The organism is Bacillus sp. ISL-39, from assembly GCF_018613295.1.
GTDB lineage: Bacteria > Bacillota > Bacilli > Bacillales > Cytobacillaceae > Mesobacillus.
On record NZ_JAGGQM010000016.1, the window covers coordinates 37,935 to 57,593 of the forward strand.

Annotated in this window: 18 protein-coding genes; 3 read left to right on the forward strand and 15 right to left on the reverse strand. The window is 44.5% G+C overall.

Annotation, left to right across the window (positions count from 1 at the left end; translation table 11 throughout):
* Window positions 1–7: 7 nt before the first annotated feature.
* The 4 genes from J7E37_RS13305 to J7E37_RS13320 form a co-directional block, all read right to left on the reverse strand.
* Window positions 8–868 carry a branched-chain amino acid ABC transporter permease gene (locus tag J7E37_RS13305; protein ID WP_214776675.1) on the reverse strand — a complete coding sequence of 287 codons (861 nt, stop codon included), beginning with the start codon at window positions 866–868 and terminating at the stop codon, window positions 8–10.
* 17 nt (window positions 869–885) lie between these two features.
* The gene (locus tag J7E37_RS13310; protein WP_214776677.1) at window positions 886–1,593 is read right to left on the reverse strand and encodes an ABC transporter ATP-binding protein; all 708 of its coding nucleotides are present in this window, start codon (window positions 1,591–1,593) and stop codon (window positions 886–888) included.
* Window positions 1,571–2,344 (reverse strand): ABC transporter ATP-binding protein, encoded by a 774-nt coding sequence (locus tag J7E37_RS13315; protein ID WP_214776750.1) that lies wholly within the window; start codon window positions 2,342–2,344, stop codon window positions 1,571–1,573. Before J7E37_RS13315 ends, J7E37_RS13310 begins: the two co-directional genes overlap by 23 nt.
* A 101-nt stretch (window positions 2,345–2,445) precedes the next feature.
* Window positions 2,446–3,654: a substrate-binding domain-containing protein gene (locus J7E37_RS13320; RefSeq protein WP_483297211.1), complete on the reverse strand. Its 1,209-nt coding sequence runs from the start codon at window positions 3,652–3,654 to the stop codon at window positions 2,446–2,448.
* A gap of 392 nt (window positions 3,655–4,046) precedes the next feature.
* On the opposite strand from J7E37_RS13320, the gene J7E37_RS13325 reads away from it, so the two are divergent.
* The gene (locus J7E37_RS13325) at window positions 4,047–4,364 is read left to right on the forward strand and encodes a hypothetical protein (RefSeq protein ID WP_215024387.1); all 318 of its coding nucleotides are present in this window, start codon (window positions 4,047–4,049) and stop codon (window positions 4,362–4,364) included.
* Between the two features lie 29 nt (window positions 4,365–4,393).
* Here J7E37_RS13325 and J7E37_RS13330 read toward each other — a convergent pair whose 3' ends face one another.
* The 6 genes from J7E37_RS13330 to J7E37_RS13355 all read right to left on the reverse strand — a co-directional run bounded on the left by J7E37_RS13330 (window position 4,394) and on the right by J7E37_RS13355 (window position 12,678).
* Window positions 4,394–4,795 (reverse strand): VOC family protein, encoded by a 402-nt coding sequence (locus tag J7E37_RS13330; protein ID WP_214776683.1) that lies wholly within the window; start codon window positions 4,793–4,795, stop codon window positions 4,394–4,396.
* A gap of 19 nt (window positions 4,796–4,814) precedes the next feature.
* Window positions 4,815–8,057, reverse strand: coding sequence for an ATP-binding protein (locus J7E37_RS13335; protein ID WP_215024389.1), 3,243 nt, complete (start codon window positions 8,055–8,057; stop codon window positions 4,815–4,817).
* A gap of 103 nt (window positions 8,058–8,160) precedes the next feature.
* A complete protein-coding gene (gene lepB / locus J7E37_RS13340) occupies window positions 8,161–8,715 on the reverse strand; it encodes a signal peptidase I (protein ID WP_215024391.1) in 555 nt (184 codons plus the stop codon).
* Between the two features lie 36 nt (window positions 8,716–8,751).
* Complete coding sequence (locus J7E37_RS13345; protein ID WP_215024393.1) at window positions 8,752–9,366, reverse strand: TVP38/TMEM64 family protein; 615 nt, start codon at window positions 9,364–9,366, stop codon at window positions 8,752–8,754.
* Window positions 9,367–9,501: 135 nt separating this feature from the next.
* Entirely contained in the window at window positions 9,502–10,440 is a 939-nt protein-coding gene (locus J7E37_RS13350) for an LCP family protein (protein ID WP_215024395.1), read from the reverse strand.
* A 255-nt stretch (window positions 10,441–10,695) separates the two neighbouring features.
* Window positions 10,696–12,678 (reverse strand): S9 family peptidase, encoded by a 1,983-nt coding sequence (locus J7E37_RS13355; RefSeq protein ID WP_215024398.1) that lies wholly within the window; start codon window positions 12,676–12,678, stop codon window positions 10,696–10,698.
* Window positions 12,679–12,925: 247 nt separating this feature from the next.
* Between J7E37_RS13355 and J7E37_RS13360 the strand changes: the two genes are divergently transcribed.
* Window positions 12,926–13,357, forward strand: coding sequence for a YhjD family protein (locus tag J7E37_RS13360; RefSeq protein WP_215024400.1), 432 nt, complete (start codon window positions 12,926–12,928; stop codon window positions 13,355–13,357).
* A gap of 420 nt (window positions 13,358–13,777) precedes the next feature.
* On the opposite strand, the gene J7E37_RS13365 is transcribed toward J7E37_RS13360, so the two are convergent.
* Window positions 13,778–14,356 (reverse strand): competence protein ComK, encoded by a 579-nt coding sequence (locus tag J7E37_RS13365; RefSeq protein ID WP_214776698.1) that lies wholly within the window; start codon window positions 14,354–14,356, stop codon window positions 13,778–13,780.
* A 190-nt stretch (window positions 14,357–14,546) separates the two neighbouring features.
* Here J7E37_RS13365 and J7E37_RS13370 point away from each other — a divergent pair, with 190 nt between their 5' ends.
* Window positions 14,547–14,783: an IDEAL domain-containing protein gene (locus J7E37_RS13370; RefSeq protein WP_214776700.1), complete on the forward strand. Its 237-nt coding sequence runs from the start codon at window positions 14,547–14,549 to the stop codon at window positions 14,781–14,783.
* 125 nt (window positions 14,784–14,908) lie between these two features.
* On the opposite strand, the gene J7E37_RS13375 is transcribed toward J7E37_RS13370, so the two are convergent.
* The 4 genes from J7E37_RS13375 to J7E37_RS13390 form a co-directional block, all read right to left on the reverse strand.
* Window positions 14,909–16,195: a M48 family metallopeptidase gene (locus tag J7E37_RS13375; protein ID WP_215024401.1), complete on the reverse strand. Its 1,287-nt coding sequence runs from the start codon at window positions 16,193–16,195 to the stop codon at window positions 14,909–14,911.
* Between the two features lie 588 nt (window positions 16,196–16,783).
* Window positions 16,784–17,785, reverse strand: coding sequence for an aliphatic sulfonate ABC transporter substrate-binding protein (locus tag J7E37_RS13380; protein ID WP_214781860.1), 1,002 nt, complete (start codon window positions 17,783–17,785; stop codon window positions 16,784–16,786).
* Between the two features lie 192 nt (window positions 17,786–17,977).
* Window positions 17,978–18,733: an ABC transporter permease gene (locus J7E37_RS13385; RefSeq protein ID WP_214781859.1), complete on the reverse strand. Its 756-nt coding sequence runs from the start codon at window positions 18,731–18,733 to the stop codon at window positions 17,978–17,980.
* Window positions 18,717–19,505 carry an ABC transporter ATP-binding protein gene (locus J7E37_RS13390; RefSeq protein WP_215024403.1) on the reverse strand — a complete coding sequence of 263 codons (789 nt, stop codon included), beginning with the start codon at window positions 19,503–19,505 and terminating at the stop codon, window positions 18,717–18,719. The genes J7E37_RS13385 and J7E37_RS13390 overlap by 17 nt, the downstream gene beginning before the upstream one ends.
* Between the last annotated feature and the right edge of the window lie 154 nt (window positions 19,506–19,659).

The following is a 19,659-nucleotide window of genomic DNA, read 5'->3' on the forward strand; positions in this document are numbered from 1 at the left end:
CTTTTTCTCACCCCTTTGCCCCGAATAAGCCCTGCGGCCTGAAGATTAATACGACTGCCATCAGAAGCATGTTAGCTGCCAGCGCCAGATCTGGCACATAATAGGCCATGAATGAACCTGACAATCCAACCAGAATTGCGGCCATTACCGAGCCTGTAAAGCTGCCCATTCCGCCAATGACCACAACGATGAATGCCAGGATCGCAAACTCCATGCCCATATCCGCATAAATCACCCCAGAATATGGCCCTAGAAGCATCCCGCCAAGAGCAGCCATTCCGGCACCGATCATGAATACGAACATGAATACTCTCTGGATGTTTACTCCGAGTGATTGGACCATTTCCTTATTCATAACCCCCGCGCGGACAACCAGACCGATCTTTGTCTTTTTAAGCAAGTATTGTACAGCAAGAAATACCGCAAATCCTACAGCAATGATGAATACACGGTATTTGATGATGATAATCCCGCCAAACTCCCAGCTGCCTGAAAGGTAATCAGGGGTTGCTGCTGAAATCTGATTAGGTCCCCACACCACTTTTAACATCTCTGATAAGACAAGCATCAAACCAAGCGTAATCAATATTTGCTGCACATGGTTGCCATAAACAGGCTTGATGATCCAGCGCTCGGTTACAATTCCGAGAATCATGCCTGTAAGGATGGCCCCGATGATCCCGGCAAAAAAGCTTCCAGTCGAGCTATAAATCCAAATGCCGCTGTATGCTCCCCAGGCAAACAAGCCGCCATGGGCGAAATTAAGTACATCCATCAGGCCGAAAATCAAAGTAAGGCCGGCTGCCAGAAGGAAAATCAGCATTCCCGTGGCTAGACCGTTAAGGCTTAAGTTAATCAAAACATCCACTCTTGCTTCCTCCTTTCCTATGCAATGCCCAGGTACTTCCGTCTCATTTCTTCGTCCTCACGGAGGAGGTTCATCGAGCCGTTTGAAACCGTCCTGCCATCATCGATAATGTAAAATCTATCGCCAATCGTGCTGGCCATCATGAAGTTTTGTTCAACAAGTATGATCGTTGTTTTATCCTTCATTTGCTGGATGGATTCCATTACCTTTTCGACGACGATCGGTGCAAGGCCTTTGCTCGGTTCATCGATCAAGAGCAGTTCATTGTCATTGACATATGCCCTTGCGATAGAAAGCATTTGCTTTTGGCCGCCGCTCAATAGGCCGCCTGGTTTCTTCCAGAATTTTTTCAAATCAGGAAATAGCTCAAGAATCCAATCCAGCCGCTGCCGGGTTTCATCATTTTCTTTTTTTACCGCCACTTTGATATTCTCTTCGACGGTAAGGCCGGCAAAAATCCCCTGGTCTTCAGGCACATATCCAATTCCCTTATTTGCAATCGTAAAAGTTGGCAGGCTCTTGATTTCTTCTCCTTTAAATTGAACCGATCCTTTAGCTGCCGGGTTCAATCCCATGATTGTTCGCAGTGTCGTGGTTTTTCCGGCGCCATTCCTTCCCAGCAGTACGGTAACCTCCCCTTTCGGCACTACAAATGAGATACCTTGAAGGATGTGATACTGGCCGATGAATGTCTCGACCTGGTCAAGCTTCAGCAGCGTGTTCACTATGCAAACCTCCCAAATATGCAGACTGTACTGTTTCATTTTTCATAATTTCCTCCGGTGTCCCATCGGCAAGCAAAGCACCGTTGAACAATACCATGATAGAATCCGAAAGATCCATGATCATATCCATTTTGTGTTCAATCAAAACGATCGTCCGGTCGCCGCGTTGTTTGATTTTCCTGATTACCTCCAGGATTGCCGGGACCTCTTCCAGCGACATGCCTGCTGTCGGTTCATCGAGCAGCAGCACCTCGGTATTCAGAGCAAGCAGCATCGCGATTTCCAGCTTCCTTTTCTCTCCGTGTGCAAGATTCCTCGCAAGCGCATCCTTCTTGCCATCAAGCAAGACAAGCTGCAGCCACTCTTCTGCCTGCTCTTCGAACTTTTTAAAAGAACGGAAATGCCTCAGCATCTGATAACGGACTCCCTCATGTGACTGCACGGCAAGACGGACATTTTCCATCACCGTCAGGTTCGGGAATACATTGGTGATCTGGAAGGACCGTCCGATTCCCGCCCTCGTCCTTTTTGTCGGAGACAGCTTTGTGATGTCACTGCCTTTATAGATGACCTTTCCCTCTGTTGGCATGAGCTGCCCGCTCAACAGGTTAAAGAAGGTCGTTTTTCCGGCACCGTTCGGACCGATGATCGATTTAAAATGATTGTGCGGAACTGAAATACTGACAGAATCTACAGCTGTATGGCCGCCAAATGTAATGCTAAGGTCTTTCGTCTCAATAATTGCCGTCATTTCCTTTTCACCACCCTTGATAAAATTACGTCTGCGCACCGATTCTGTAAAAGCATAATGAACTTCGGCTGGGTTACCGAAGTTCATTATGGATCTGTTAGTTAATTGCGGATCGGTGGAGCTGTTTCTTCTGGAGAGAGCTCGCGGATCAGGACAGGGACTGGATAGTCCACTCCATCTTTTTTCTCCAATTTGATAGCGTATAATGCCTGGAGTGCCTGATGGTCTTCTTCCCGGAAGGTCATTTGGCCCTTAGGAGTATCAAAGCTCATTCCTTCCATCGTCTCGATCAATTTTTGGGAATCGGTGTCCCCTTCTGTTTTCTTCAAGGCTTCGACAATCGCCATCGCAGCTGTCATGCCTCCTGGCGTAAATAAATCTGGAAGCTCGCCGTTAAAGCGCTTTTTATGTTCATCAACAAGCCATTTATTGATGTCATTCTGCGGAAGGTCATGATAATAGACAGTGAAGCCTTCCATGCCGACAAGCGGCTCCATTGTTGCAAGTGCGGCGATATCTGGAGCACCAGTGGAGATTTTAATGCCTTTTTCCTGGACCTTCATGTCTGCAATCTGGTTCCATGGTGAATTTGCGCCAGCCCAGACAACGAACAAGTAATCCGGCTTCTGGTCGATGATTTTCTGGATGTTGGAAGTGAAATCTGTAGCAGCAGGATCTGCATATTCCTCATGAATAACTTCTGCGCCAAGTTTTTCTGCTGCTTCTCTGAACGCAGCGACGCCATCGCGGCCAAAGGAATAGTCCGGAGCAAGAGTCGCGATTTTTACGCCATCCTTCGCAATGGCAGCGGCACCCGCAACAGCATCCTGCGAAGAGTTGCGCGCCGTTCGGAAAATATATTCATTGAATTCAGAGCCTGTGATGCTGTCTGCTACTGCCGGCTCGACAATCATGATTTTTTCGTATTCCTCAGCCAATGGCAGGACTGCCAGCGTGTCACCTGAGCTTGATGAACCGACCAGGAAGTCTACTTCATCTTCCTCAAGCAGCTTCGTCGCTTTCTGGACTGCTACTTCAGGTTTGGTTTCGGTATCTTCAACAATGAATTCGATTTTACGCCCCGCTACTTCATTCGTTCCGTCTGTTGCATATTCAAGCCCCAACTCGAACCCGCGAAGTGTCTGCTTCCCATAAGCTTCAAGTCCGCCTGTTTGCGAAGCCAGCACACCAATCTTGATCGGTTCCGTGTTCTTCGGTTCACCTTTTCCTTCCGTACTTTCTGTACCGCCTGACTTCTCTGTTCCCGATCCACTGCAGGCACTTGTAAACAACAGGACCAAAATGAGCATAAAAGATAAAACAAAATTCCGCTGACCAGCTTTCATTTCCTTTCCCCCTTTAAAATGGTGATTCCAAAGCCCACAAGCTTTGACATCATCTTAAAAAATGGAAGTTACAAATGAGTTACAGCAAATTGGGTATGTCATGGAAGGCATTGTTGGTGGCAAAAAGCAGAAGAAGTAGTTATGAAATTAATAGTGAAATAAATAAAAGGGGGACAAGTTCATGAATGCCGTATTTTGTTGTTCATTCCGGCAAATATCATTGCAGGATTGATTTATAAGTACCGGCACCGTTAAAAAATGAACTTCTATTTCTAGACTTCCAAATTAAATAGTATCCCCTCCTATTTTTATGGCAATAACTTTACTAAATTGCCTAAAACATGGAGGGGATTTCTATGAAGGGAATCTATTTGATCAATGAAAAGATTCATATAAATGGGCACGTCCAGGATGAAAGCGTTGAAATTCAGCAAGCTGCCCTGCTTGACTTAATGGATAAAGAAAGTGTAGTGCCTGTAAAATTAAACCCTTATCAATTAAACCAGCATTATACAATCCCGCACGCCCTGCTCTATGATCTAAAGCAGCATAAAAAACAGATTGATTGTCTGCTGATTTATTCAAATGAGGCATTAGCCGATTTTGCTGCAACCTATCCGGCAAGGTGGCTGATCCTGAAAAGTTATTTTGATCGCATCCTTACAGTCGCTTAAACGTGACTAACAGCATGCATCACCCTCAGTCAAATGCCGTCTGTTCCGCCGAATGCGATGCAGTATCCATCAAGGTCTTTGACGGCAAACTCCTTCCAGGGTCCATTATTTTCATCAACCCAAGGCTCGATGGCAATTTGCGCTCCTTTTCCCTTGAATTCATGGTATAACTCATCAAGCGAATTCCAGTCTTCTACATAGCAGTAAAGGTCGAATCCATGCTTTTCACCTGCTGCCGGCGGATTAGGCCTCACATCTTTCGGAACGCTTGCTTGCAGCATTTTTATTGCCAGTCCTGAAAATCCATCACGGATGGCCCACCAGCCCGTTACCTCACAGCCTAATACATCAGAGTAGAACTTCCGCGCTTTTTCCAGATCCGATACCAATAAAACTTTTAATGAACTGTGAATCTGTCTTTTGTGCTCCATTCCATATCCTCCTGTAAGTCTATTGATTATGTCCTGCAATGATCATCTCATACATATGCTTTGTTGGTTCCAGCGGAGTGACTCCCAGTTCCTCCTCCAGTACTTCGCTGCATTTTTTATACCATCGCATTGCCTGCGGGCGATTGTTCTTCCGATAATAGCAAAACATCAGCAACCGGTATGCTTCCTCCCATGTTCTATCCCTATGGAGGATTTTTTGGCACCAATGAATGGCAGAATCATAGTTTTCCCGCCTTACGTTCAACTGGGCGAGCTTTTCCGCACTGCGCAAAAAGTATACAAGAAGCCGTTCCCGCTCATTGAGGCACCAATCCTCATACCTTCTTTCAGGAAGATAATCCCCGTTATATAAATTCAGGGCGCGTTCAAGTTCCTCCATAGATTTTTCGGTATTCTTCTCTTCAAGGCCGGCCTCTGCCCATTCTTCAAAAATTCGCGAATCCAGTTCAATCGCTGCCTGAGGGTTAATTCCGTACCCTGTTCCCTCCCTGATAATGAAAAAAGGGGTGGATCTCGCTTTGCGGGCAGGCTCCAGTACATTATTCAAGGCATTCAGAGCGACCTTAAAATCCCTGTCTGCACTTTTTTCCTCATGGACTGGCCATAGAATCTGGAAAATGTCCTCCTTCATCAGGAACTGGCTCCTCTTCGTCAAGAATAGCTGGAAAAGCTCTTTCGCTTTTCCCCTCTGCCAATCCCTGTCCTCCACTTCCCTGTCTCCAAGCCAGAGCCTGAATTGACCAAGCGTTTGGACTCTTAATGTGTAGCCAGGATGGGCACTCAAGCGCGGAATTTTCAAATCCTCCAGCAGCTTCTCTGCATATCCAGGCATTATGGAATGCTTTACCGCTTGAATTAGCATCGGTGCGAAAACTTGCAAGTCCCGCGGCCCAAATGTCGTCCGCTTTTTCAGGAAGAATTCATATCCTCCTGTCTTCATCAATTTTAAGAAGCTTGAAAATGCTGATTTGAATTCCTCATCTTCATTCAACAAAAAATAATAATAGGAATTCCAAAACGCAAGCAGCATCCTGCCATATTCATCGCCGCACTGACTGATCAGTCCCTCTGCTTTGCGAAGGTTCTCGAATGCCTCTTTGTGCCTGTCGTTGTAGATGGACGCAATGGCCATGCATAAGGTAATGAGGGCTGATAACCAAACATCCTTCACCTGTTCTGTTTCGAGCAGCGCCTTTCTTCCAGCCTCAGCTGCCCTTTCATATTCACGCCTTGATCCATAGAGGATACACAGGCCCATCAGCGGTTCGGCCTTCCCTCTTTCGATGCTCAGACGTCCCATGATATCAAGTGCCGTTTCATAGCATTTTTCTGCCAAAGCCAGATCATATTGTTCAATCAGCTGGACTGCATGCCCCATCCTGATCCATCCACAAGCCTCCACAAATGGAGCCTGGATATCAATCCCATATTGTATCCCTGATTGAGACAAGGTTTTTGCCTGCATGCCATTGCCTGTAAAAGCTTCAATCAACGCCAGCAGCAAATCTGTTTCCCTATGTGATTGAGGCAAATGCTGCTTTTCATCCAGATGGCCAATTGCTTTAGCATCACTTAAAATCCTTCTCGTTTCTTCAAATCGGCCGGTCCTTAAAGTTAGCCGGGCTTCAAGGTTTCCATCCTCAATATGCACTCCCATCGACCTTGCCCGTTCTATCCATTTTTCTGCCTTCAAAGCCTGTCCGGAATTGATCAGGTTTTCAGCAAGAAGGCGATAGAGCCTTCCCGTTTCCTCTGCAGCAGCATCAAGCATCGCCGCTTCCCGAAGCTCAATAGCCTGTGCTAAAATGCGTTCAGCCTTAAGCGGCTGGATTGTATCAAGATAAATTTTCGCTTTGCCTTCAAGCGCTTTGCTTTTCCATTCCGCATTTCCCATTCTGTCAGCTGTCTGGATCGCCTGTTCATAACATGCTTCCGCTTGCTTGTACAATGAGCGGTAACGGTACACTTCGCCTTCAAGAAATAAAAGTGACCAATAGCGGCTTTTATCTTCCAGCGGGATTCTTGCCAGCCGCTCCTGCAGATTCTCGAGCTTGCCCATTTCGAGAAGCTCCATCCCCTGTTCATCCATAATCGCCGCAGCTGCCTGATATTGGCCAACTTTCTCATAGCAGTATAATGCCTCTTCCCACTGTCCTTTTTTTTCAAAATAATAGGCACTGTTCATCATTAAAACTCTGTATTGTTCAGGCTGGCTTGTGATCAGCCTGTTCTCGAGGAATTCCCGGAAAAGGGCGTGATACCTGAACTGGCTGCCGCCAATCTCTTGAATAAACAGGTTTTTCGCAGTCAGCTGCTGCAGCATCTGGATGGAACCGTTCATACCGAGGATGTGGTCACATACATCGCCGCTTATTTCTTCGAAGATGCTTGTCTGTTCAAGAAACTGCTGGATCATTGGGGGCTGTTTCGAAAACACTTCATATACCAGGTATTGAAAAAGATCTTCAAGCGACTTTGCAGGCTCTGCCAGCAGCTCTTCAAGGCTATGAAGATGCGGCAGCTGCTGAGCAATCATTCCAATCGCGATGACCCAGCCTTCTGTAATGTGATACAGCTGGTCAATCTGTTCGTCACTAATAGCCATCTGATAATAATCAGAAAGGAGCAGCTCAATTTCTTCTTTGCCGAAAATCAAATCCGCCTTCGAAATCTCATTCAATTCATTTTTAGCCCTAAACTTAGCAAGTACTTTCCAGCCAGGCTTTGTCCTGGTCGAAATCACAAGATGGAGATGGCCCGGCATATGCTCCAGCAGTTTTTCCATCCAGACATTGATATGGTAAGAATGTTCAATCGCGTGGTAGTCATCAAGGATGACAATGATCTGTTCGGGTATCTGAAGGATCTCATTGATGAAAAGCGAAGAGAGCATGCCTAGTTCCTCTTCCCTTATATAACGGTCCATTTTTTTCATATATGGTATTAACTCATGGCCAAACTCCGGGAACAAGGTTTGAATCGAGGCTGTCAAATAGGAAAGAAACGGAAGAATATCATCATCTGAAGAAGTGATTGTATACCAGCAGCATGACTGTTGTTGATCTTTGACATGCAATGCCAAAGCCGTGCTCTTGCCATAACCGGCGCCAGCCTGGATGATGGTCAGCGGTTTCTCGGAAATCGCTTTCATTTTTCTCGATAATTTTGCCCGTCTTATCCATTGTTCCTGTAAGCCAGGAACAATCAATTTTGTTTTGATCAATGGCAATGTTCCCTGCATATAATCTCCGCCCTGTTTTCATGATAATGTTTTCAGTCTAACATGGACGAAATAAAAAAAGACTCGAAAATTGACGAGTCTTTCCACTTCTCTATATGTATTGTCAGAACGATACATCCATTTCCTCAAGCGGCCAATATCTAAGATTAACCTTGCCAACGACCTGATCCTCCGAAATGAAGCCAAACTGCCTGCTGTCCCAGCTTCCAAGTCGGTTATCGCCGAGGACAAACAACTTTCCTTCAGGCACTCTTTCAACCCCGGTCAAGTCCTCAATGGTAAAATCGCCCGTCAAGTAGCCTCCTGGGGATTGTTCGCGGTACTGCTTCAAAAAAGGTTCATTCACTTTTTTGCCATTGATGAACAACATGTCCTCGCGGTATTCTACTTTTTCTCCCGGCAGGCCGATGACCCGCTTTACAAAATCCTCTTCCTCATTCGCATGGAATACGATCACGTCAAACCTTTCAAGATCTTCCGTCTCATATCCCAGCTTATTAACAACGACTTTATTCCCATCCTCCAGAGTCGGAAGCATGGATTCCCCTTCAACTACATAATTGGAAAAAAAGAAAATCCTGATAAAGACAAATATGATCATGCCGAGAGCAAAAGCCTTGATCCACTCAAGCCCTTCCCTTTTCATGATTTGTATCATCGACTACCTTCACCACCTGTTATCCTGTTCCTGCTATCAGTCATTATCGTCTTTTCCAACACTCATATTCATCTTTACTTCAATTCTTTTGCCAATATACCAGAGAATGGCGATGACAGCCAGAACGATGGCAGTCCGCGCAGGATTGGTGATCAATGAACGAATATCATATCCTACGAAACTGATCGTAAATATCATCACCATTTTCCCAGTTATTACTGCAAGCATATACTGAGCCATGCTGATTTTCGAAAGCCCTGCCACAATATTGACGAGGGCAGATGGAGTAAAAGGGAAGCACAGCATCAGGAAAATCGGACCAAAACCGTGGCGTTCTATCCAATTCATCCCCTTTTGGACTTTAGGATGGCGCTGCAAGAACCTAAGTATTCGTCCCTGGCCGTATCTACGAAAAATCAAGAATACGAGCAAAGCTCCGAGAACTGCTCCAGTCCAGGAAAAAAGAAACCCAAGCCACAGCCCAAACGCGTTCGCATTCGCCATGACAAATAAGAACAATGGCAGGAAAGGTAAAAACGCCTCAAGCATTGGCAGAAGGATTCCCGGAATCGGCCCAAATGAGCGATATTGATTGAGCAAATCCATAATGTTTTCATTTGTAAACCATTCTTTCATCAATTCAACATCCATTGAAATCTCCTTGTCCTAACAACTCGGTAATCAGAATCCTGAAGTTTCAACAGAGTCCTGATTACCTTATCCTATTTACCTCTTATAAATAATTGTACACCTCTAATTCTTGCTCGGGGAATTTTAGTAAGGCAACTATTTAGTTAAAAACTCCTGAAGCGCAGTTCTGTTCTCTTCAAAATTGATCACCAGTACTGCGCCTGCACCGCTCACCCTCTGGTTCTCGAACGATCCTTCAACCGGTATCCTCATTGTTTCGATATTCCGATTATCCTTGGAGATCAATCCTTTTCCCATAAATATGATATCGCCTGTATCCATATTGGTATTGACAAACGGAGTCAGGACTCCCACCAATTTAGGGAGTTTCGGCAATGTCTGGATGCTGGCGAACTGCTTGCCTACTTCCTTTATGACATTTTGCTGGCGTTCAACACGGCCAAAATCACCGACTGCATCCTGGCGGAACCGGACATATCCAAGCAGATGCTTACCATCCAGTCTTTGTACACCTGGTTCGAGTGTGACACCAATTCCCTCAGACATTCTCTTTTCAACATTGACTTCAACACCTTCGGGGAATGCTTCATCAACCAGACGGACAAAGCCCTCAAAATCGACGATTGAATAATATTGAAGGCTCACATCAAAGTTCTCCTTTATTGTCTTCCGTAATAATTCCGGCCCGCCAAGCGCAAAAGCTGAGTTGATTTTATTTTTTCCGTGCCCTGGGATTTCCACATACGTATCCCTCATGATTGAGGTCAATTTGTAAGATTCTGTATCTGGATTATAGCTGGCGATCATTATTGTATCTGCACGCGAAGTTTCATTCCCTCTTGCGTCACTCCCAATCAGCAGGATATTCGTCAGGCCATTGCGGTCGCTCTCACCATTGAAATGATACTCCTGTTTGTTTTCTTCCGCTGCCTTTTCTGAATCATTCACACCGGATCGGTACTGCATATAAGAATATAGCGCCGTGGCTCCGACCAGGATGAATAAAAGCAGAAAAATGCCCGACCATCTGACTCTCTTTTTTCTTTTCTTGTGTTGGTGCCTATCAGATCTCATTTAAAAAACCCTTCCGATTTATAGATATTCTTCTTTATTAAGTCCCTTTTGTTAACTTGTTGCTTACTCAGTGTTTTGATTCATGACCGTTTTGGTTTGATTAGAAACACTGATTAGGCAGCAACAGCCGGACGAAATATATTTTATTACTATTTTCCTTCTTTACCTATAACATTAAACTTCTCTGGAGAATTTTTCAAAAATTAACCCGCGGCAGGAATAGTTGCCGCGGGTAAATGTTCGATTCTATTGATTTTACAGATAGCTGTTAAACCAATCAACAATAGCTGCTAGCCTGCTCAGGCGCAGATTAGGCTTTCCGCTTCTGGAAAGCTCATGGTTAGATTCAGGGAAGCGGATGAACTTCGTTGCCTTCCCTTGTCTTTTCAAGGCGATGAAAAGCTGCTCTGCCTGTTCAATTGGACAGCGATAGTCCTTTTCACTGTGAAGAATCAATAATGGTGTATTGATTTTATCCACATAGGCGATAGGTGAATGCTTCCACAATGTTTCCAAATCGCTGAGATCAGCTTGAATCTGCCACTCTGTAAAATAGTATCCGATGTCACTGACGCCATAAAAGCTGATCCAGTTTGAAATCGAACGCTGAGTGACGGCTGCCTTGAATCTGTCCGTATGTCCGACAATCCAGTTTGTCATGAACCCGCCATAACTCCCGCCTGTCACTCCCAATCGATCTTTGTCAATGAAATCGTAATTTTTCAGCGCATAATCAACAGCATCCATCACATCCTGGTAGTCTCCGCCGCCATAATCCCCGCGCACAGCATTGACGAATTGCTGCCCGTAGCCATGGCTGCCGCGTGGATTGATATAGAGGATTCCGTAGCCTTCAGCCGCCAGGACCTGGAATTCATTGAAGTATGAGTTCGCATACATAGCGTGCGGTCCCCCGTGGACTTCAAGAATCAGCGGATATTTCTTTCCTTCTTCATACCCAGCCGGCCTCATGATCCAGCCGTGCAGCGTGGTGCCATCACTGGCTTCGAAAGTAATTTGCTCTGGTTTCGATAAAGTGACCTCCTGCAGGACCTTTTCATTTACGGACGTAAGCTTTGTCATCTCACCAGTGGTTACTTCAAGCTGGAACAATTCTCCCGGCAGCACCGGATTGCTGATGGCTGCAATGATTCTCTGGTTTCTGCGGTCAAGAGTGTACCCATAAACATGCTGCTGGTCAAGAAGTGCCGGATACACTTCGCCATCAAGGTTCGCAAAATACAAAACAGTGTTTCCCTGGTCGCTAGCAAGGAAATAAAAGCTCTTGCCATCTTCGCCCCAGATCACCCCCGGGCTGTGCGCTCCCTGGTGGAAGTCTGCGGCAACAGCGTCCCCCACAAGGATATCCATGTTTTCTGTGACGCATTGGATGTTACCAGTCTCGAGATCCTGAACCCACAGCTGGGTTAGTGTTGCATTTTCAAACGCTCTTTCATGCCCCGTATAGCCAAGATATTTTCCATCAGGAGAAAAGGAAGCATTCCCGAAGTAGCCCTTGCCATTTGTCAGTTTCGTTTTATTACCTGTCTCAATGTCCATCAGCCATAAATCACTTTTGAAAGAGAAATCGCGTTCAGGTGACTCATCTGCCGACAATACAAGGCTTTTGCCATCAGGAGACCAGCATTGCAGATGATAGTCCACTTCACCCTTTGCCACAAGCTCCGCCTTGCCATCTGCAAGATTGACGATGACTGTCTGCTTGTATTTTCCGTCCCAGAAACCAGCTGCATCTGATTTGTATTTCATTTCCTCAGCTACGAACGGTTCCAGCTTCTTGTCATCCTTCTTTTCTTCTGCTTTTTCAAGCAAATCCTCGTCAGGCTTCAGGGATACGGAACAGGCGATTCGATCGCCATCCGGAGACCAGACTGGTCCATTGGCACCATTCCTGAAATCTGTTGCCTGCTTCGCCTCCCCGCCTGCAGAATCCAGAACGAATATCTGATTCTTGCCGCTGCGGTTAGATACAAAAGCCAGCTTCGTTCCATCCGGTGACCACCTCGGGGAATGGTTGCGATATTCACCGTAAGTCCATTGCATCGGCTCTCCGCCTTCTTCAATATCAATTATGTATAAATTAGAGGCATAATCATTTTTACTCTCCAGCATCTCTGTCTGTACAAACACACACTTCTTTCCCTCAGGTGAAAACTGAGGATCAGTAACGGACTTTAATTCAAATAAATCCTCTACTTTAATAAATCTCTTTTCCATCTCGGCAGCCATCCTTCCAAAGTTAAATTATTCTCTTTATTATTTCGATAACAGAAATAAATCTCCTGCTTTATTTTCGAAAAAAGGTCCTTAAGTGTCTCACTTCCCCAACTCTGCAAGTTTCCTTTTGTTTTGGAGAAGATGATAGTGATGGGTAAATTTTTTTTACCCTCTTGAAATCCTCTTCAAAATCCAGTACGATAATTACGAACAAATGTTCTAATCCATACAGAAGGGACAGTGTAAAATGACAAGGATTCCTGAGAAAGACCGTGATATTATGGAGCAGGCTATCTATTTGCCGATGGTATTGGTCGTGCTCAACCGGGATCTTTCTGTCGTTGAAAATAGTCCATTCAAATTAAAGAAGCCTTATTTGGAACTAATTGAAGAAACAATGAAAGCAGTCCAGAAAGAACTCTTCGTCGTAAAAAGCTACCTCAAAAAGAATAACCTTAAGGTTGAAGAAGTAAAGCGGGATGACGCCTTCACCATGTTCCTCTTCATCTACAAAGGCTACGAAGAACAGCATAACTATTTCAATCCCCGAATACGCAACAAAGTCCAGGAGCTGATGGTCCACTACCTTTTCAAGCGATTTAAACCAGAACAAAAAGCGCAAGCGCCTCGTTCAGCCCCGACAAGCGGTGGAGGGCCTGACAGTGAAGTCGTTCTTTGACTTCATTGCCAGGACCGAAATAGAAAAGTATAGCCGACTGTCCAGAAACGGAGAAACTGGAGACTCCGACCCTGCCGGCGGAGTTGAAGTTTCGGATTTTCTAGGCGGCGACACTAGACAATTCGAAAAGCGGAGGCGACTGCCCAACTCCGACAAGCGCTGGAAGGCCTGACAGTGAAGTCGTTCTTTGACTTCATTTACAGGACCGAAGCGACTCGAGGAGTTAGGAGCCGCAGCTAGACATGCGTCTCGAGCTGCTCAAAGCTAACGCTTATCGCAAGATACCCGAGGAAGTTCATTTAGGGATGAAAACTGGCTAGGCGCTTGAGCTGGATTAAGAAAACTAAACCTTATCCACTACAAAAATACTTAGATTACAATTGAAAAAGAATCCGGCAGAAAAAAACCGGATTCTTTTATTCAGTCTTTATATACCTCACTGACGAGGCTGGCATGAGGATATCCTTGCGATTCACTAAACTTTGGCCCATGAAGAAGATATAGCGCTTTACGTTCGGTTTCTTTCATTCGCTGCATGAATTTGGTGCGCAGCAGGGATGTCCGCAGCAGCTGGTTTTCAAATGAATGATGGGATACCGGGAGAATCATGGATTTCTTATTCCTGAAGGTAACCTGTGTACTGTGGGCATCCACCTTCTTATGGAATAAAACATGCTCATGTGAAACCCATATGCAATCCGGTTTTGTAGGTGAGCTTGTAGGCATGAAATAAATGGAGCTTATAGGGTCGATGATGATGGGGGTTTTGTGGGTGATCCCGGTAAGCTGTTTCGTTCCCTCTTTTCTGCCATCGTAACTGCTTCCAAAATATTTGCAGCTTTTCTTAACAATATCTATTGGTCTGAACGGGGATAAATACTCCTCCTCCAGCTCGATCACCCTGGAGTAAATCCTGCTGCCGTATTCTTCAGGAATAATTATCATGGTAAAAGGATTTATTTCGTACTCTTCTACTAAGTTCTTTATATTACCTGTCATTCCTTCACCTCCTAAAATACCTTATACCCTATTTTACCATAAGTGTTTAAATTTTCTTTATGTATAGAAAAAGTTTTATTTTTAGCCACAATTGGGGTCCTGATATAAATTTTCTAAAAATTATAAAAATTTAGTTGATTATCTATTACATAATCCATATAATATAAAAAAGGTCTAAGAGGTGAGGTCAGTGAAAGAAAAATCGTATTCTGAAACCATGAAGGCAAGTGTGATGAAACGCATTAAAGCCAAGGAATCTTTTGTTCTGGACCTGTATGTTGACATGCTTATTTCCGAAATTCAGCTGAACACCAGAAAAGAAAAATTGATGTCGAAAATTGATAAAGCAATCGATGAAAGAGACAAAATCATGTTTTTAACATTGACGGAAGAATTGAAGGATCTCAACAAACAATTCGGCACTTAGATGAGTGATATCCCCTATATAGGGGATATTTTATTATTTCGGAATAAGGCTGATTGCTTTGTTGAATTTTAATCAGGCTGAGCCCACCAAAAAAGAAAGCCCTCTTTATTCGAGGGCTTTCTTGGTTAATTTTCATCTTCCTGCTCATTCCTCTTTTCCACTTCATAATCCTCGAGTCGGGAAATCCGTTCCAGCATTGTCGGATGTCCGTAACGGAAGATTTTCACCAGCCATGGAGGATTTACCTGGCTGAGCCCCGCCTTCGTCAGTTCCTGGAAGGCAGAAATCGCTGCATCTGTGTTGTCCGTCATTTCGATCGCATACCGGTCAGCTCTTGTTTCCTGATAACGGGAGACAAGATTGGAAACCGGGCTTGCGGCAAACATGATCATCGAGAGGAACATCAGAAACAGCGGAAATGATCTCAAGTCCCCGGGATGCTCTAGCTTGAATTCCTTTCCCCAACGCTTGATCGCCCAGTTCATCAGTCTTGAAACAAAGTACAGGCCGAACAATGAGAGTACCAGGTATCCGGCAATCCCGATATATAAATGCTTCTCCACATAATGAGCCATTTCATGTGCCATGATGAACAAAATTTGGTCATCGTTCAGCCTGTTTAATGTCGTATCCCAGAGAACAATCCTTGAATTAGATCCAATTCCTGTCACATACGCATTCAGTGCATTTGTCTTTTCAGCCATATCCACTTCGAATACATGATCAGCTGGAATATTAGCCTGCTCCGCAATATCAAGGATTTTTGTCTCCAGCTCTTTATTTTTCAGCGGGGAAAAATCATTGTACAGCGGGTCGATCACAACAGGCTGCAGGAACATGATGAACAAGGTGAACGGAACGGAAAGCATCCATGCAAACAGCCACCAGTACCTTTTAAACTTGTTCATCAGCCAGTACAGGACAATCACAATCACAAACATCATCGCATAATTGACCCAGAAATCGATAAGTTCATCCTTCATCCAGGAGGCGAATGTTTGCGTCGATATATTATAGGTCTTAGACAGCGTATAACTGATATAACTTAAAGGGAAGGTCGCGATATAAGCAAAGAACGAAAGCCATATTAAATAGATCGCTGTCTGGCCATACCTATTCTTCGCCGTCTCTTCTCCCCATTTCTTGAAAGCTTTAGAAAGCCCCAGCAGGAGAATCAAAAAGTAAAACAGCCACTCGAAGGGTGTGGACAGAAAGAACAATAAATTCCTGATTTTTGAGTATTCCTCACTCAGCATTAATTCTCGTCCATTCAAGAATGTTGCCGGGTCAGCCCTCGAACCTTCGAACTCAAATGGTAGATTCGTATCTGCAAAGTAAAATAAATACCAGTACACTGCGAAACCATAGAGCACATAGGCGACCACACCGTAAAAACCCATCTTTCTCGCCATAGCTTCTCCCCCTTTACGTACAACCATATCTATAACTATTTTAATCCTTTGTCCTAAAAATAGAACAAGTTATTGTGGGCAGGGGAAATGCTCATCATGTCTACTTGAACTGGAATATATGATTCAGGTGTTTTAGGGTCGTATTTAATGTGACGATAATTTGAGAGATAACTGCTTTATGTGAACATTACTTTACTTTATGTGACGATGATCTCTGTGGCGACTCCTTTATCCGCACATTAAGTCTTTTTATGTGACGATACTCTCGGGAGCGACTCCTTTATCCGCACATTAAGTCTTTTTATGTGACGATGATCTCGGGAACAACTCCTTTATCCGCACATTAAGTCTTTTTATGTGACGATACTCTCGGGAGCAACTCCTTTATCCGCACATTAAGTCTTTTTATGTGACGATAATCTCGGGGACGACTCCTTTATCCGCACATTAAGTCTTTTTATGTGACGATACTCTCGGGGGCGACTCCTTTATCCGCACATTAAGCTATTATGTGTGGAAAATGTCTCCTTTTAACAGCAAAAAGGTACCAGGAAAACTCCTGATACCTTTTTCTTTATGCAAGCTTCTTTAATTCTTTAGAAAGCTATCGTCAATCAATGTTTTGAAATCTGGTTTGTCTTTCAGGAACTTCAATGCGTAGGATGAATCCGAGAAGTCCTGGATTGCCTGTGCATCGACTTCATGGGTGAAGCCGATTCTTTCCCATGCCAGCTCGACAACATCTTGTTCAAGCTCCTGTCCTGTTGTTTCTTTAATGTCTTTAATGGTGATTTCCTGTGCTTCTGCTGGGTTTTCATTGATGAATTTCACAGCATCTTTATGAGCATCAATAATTTTTTGGACGGTTTCTGGTTTTTCCTCGATCATCTTCCCGGAAGTGACCATTACGGATGCAGGAAGTGTTTCTCCGAATGATACTTCATCCCAGCCGATAACGACTTCTGCGCCAGTTTCTTTTTCAATTACTGCTGCCCATGGTTCAGGTGCTACAGCGATATCCACCTTGCCTGACTTCAGCATTGCAGCGTACTGTGCCGGCTGGCCAGTAAGGTGCTTCATTGTTCCGCCGATCCGCTGTGACGTGATTCCCTCTGCTTCAAGGTATGTTTCGTACTGAACATCATGTGTGCAGCCTACTCCAGGGGTGATGAATGTCTTGCCTGCGAAGTCTTCAACTGAATTGATCTCGACTCCTTTTCTCGCCAATACAACCGTACCGCCAGTGGACGCACCTGCAATGATTTTAACATCAGCACCTGTTGAGTAATTGTTCATCGCCGGGCCCGGGCCAACAAGACCTGCATCAATCTCGCCCGTTTTCAGTGCAGTCATGAAAGAACCGCCTTCAGCAAATGTCTTATACTCGATTGTGGTTCCATCGCCAAGCTGCTGTTCAAAGAAGCCCTTATCTTTTGCCACCATCGCTGGAACATGGTTGATGTTCGGGAAGTAGCCGATGACGATTTTTTCCTTGCCTGCTGAGGTTGTCGATGAACCGCTTGAACCGCAACCGGCGAGTACCATCGCAGCTGTAAACAACATTGTTAACATTAAAATAGCTTTTTTCATTATTCTTTCCTCCTTATTTTATGAAGTCTGTTTTCCTAAAATTGTTGTTAAAATCCTAAGCCGATTTTAACGTGATCATACCCATTTTGTATTTCGATACCAAGTTTGCAAGCTCTTTTCTCATTGTGAAGAAATTAAGGTTATTCAGTCTTATTGTGCAGTCAATAGCAACAAAGTTTGAGAAAAGAGCCTTTATGAATCAAGTCCCCAGCGATTAAGCACTGATTTTTCGATACGCTGGAAAATTAACTGGTCTACGATTGTTCCAATGACACCAATAATGATCATGACGCCAATCACGAGACCCATATTGCCGAAATCCGAGGCGTAACGGAGCGTATATCCGAGACCCGGGCCCGTGCTTAAAAGTTCCCCTGCCATCAGAGCCCTCCAGGCAAATGCCCAGGCCAGTCTTGAGCCGGTTACCACATAAGGGATCGCTGCCGGAAAAATAACCCTTTTATATAAATTCCAGCCTGTCACTCCCATCGTTTTCGCGGCCTTTATAAATAATGGCGAAACATTTTTAATCCCAACTCTAATATTAAGTGTCATGACAAATGTTCCTCCGAGAACCACCACGAAAATAACAGCTTTCTCGTTCATTCCGAACCACATGATCGCAAGGGGGAGCCATACAATGCTAGGTACACTTTGGAACGCGAGAACGATTGTGCCCAGTGTCTCATCCGCCGTTTTGGATTTTGCGAGCAGGACTCCAAGCGCAGTCCCGATTACAAGGGAGAGACCGAGACCAATCGCAAGACGTTTGAAGCTGGCGATCAGATCATAGATCAAAGTTTTATCCTCGAAGCCTGTGACCAGTGCCTCAAGGACTTTTTCCGGAGATGGAAGGATGATGGGCATCCACCATTCAAGCTTGCTTCCTGCGTACCAGAATGCAATGATTGCTGAGAAAAATATGATTCTCTTAATGTGCGGATTCATCTGCAAGCTCCTCCCTGATGACTTTGTCGATCTCCTTCTTCAGATAACTCATAATATATTCTTCCAGTTCCACCATCTCTTTTTTATGCTCATGGCGGGGCCTTGGAATCTCTACTTTAATATCCTTAAGGATCACCCCTGGCTTCGTTCCCATCACAATGATCCGGTCTGATAGTTTAATGGATTCAGAGATGCTGTGAGTGACGAACAAGATCGTTTTCTGAGTTTCTGCCCAGATCGTCTCCAGCTGTTCATGAAGCCGCGAACGAGTTTGTTCATCCAGAGCTCCGAATGGTTCATCCATCAAAAGGATTTCCGGATTCATCGCCAGCGCCCTTGCAATCGCCACCCTCTGCTGCATCCCTCCTGATAGCTCATGAGGATAGTGAGAAAGGTATTTGCTAAGCTGTACCTTTTGTAATTGTTTCTTTGCTTCCGCTTCGGCCTGTTTCTTTGGCATTTCCTGTTTAAGCGGGAAGAGAACATTCTCCAATACATTCAGCCACGGGAACAGCGCCGCCTGCTGGAAAACCATTCCTCTGTCCTTTCCCGGTTTATCTATCTTTTTGCCAGAGACTGTAATTTCGCCGCTCGTTGCTGGAGTCAGTCCAGCTACTATAGAAAGAAGTGTCGATTTTCCGCAGCCGGATGGCCCAAGAATCGATACGAATTCCCCTTTATTTACTTCTAGATTAATATCTTTTAGAATATCAACCTGGTGATTATTTTTGTCCGCGTATTGTTTGTGTACATTGCTGATTTCAATAAACAATTAAACCACCCTATTCTAATAAAGCTTATTGTTTTAGTCGGAATTAATAAAGTTAATTATAATCTATTCATTCATCTTGTCAACATTTCATTTATTTTTGCAATCAGCCCGCCCGTTTTTATTCAGGTAATGATTTATACATAAAAAATAGACC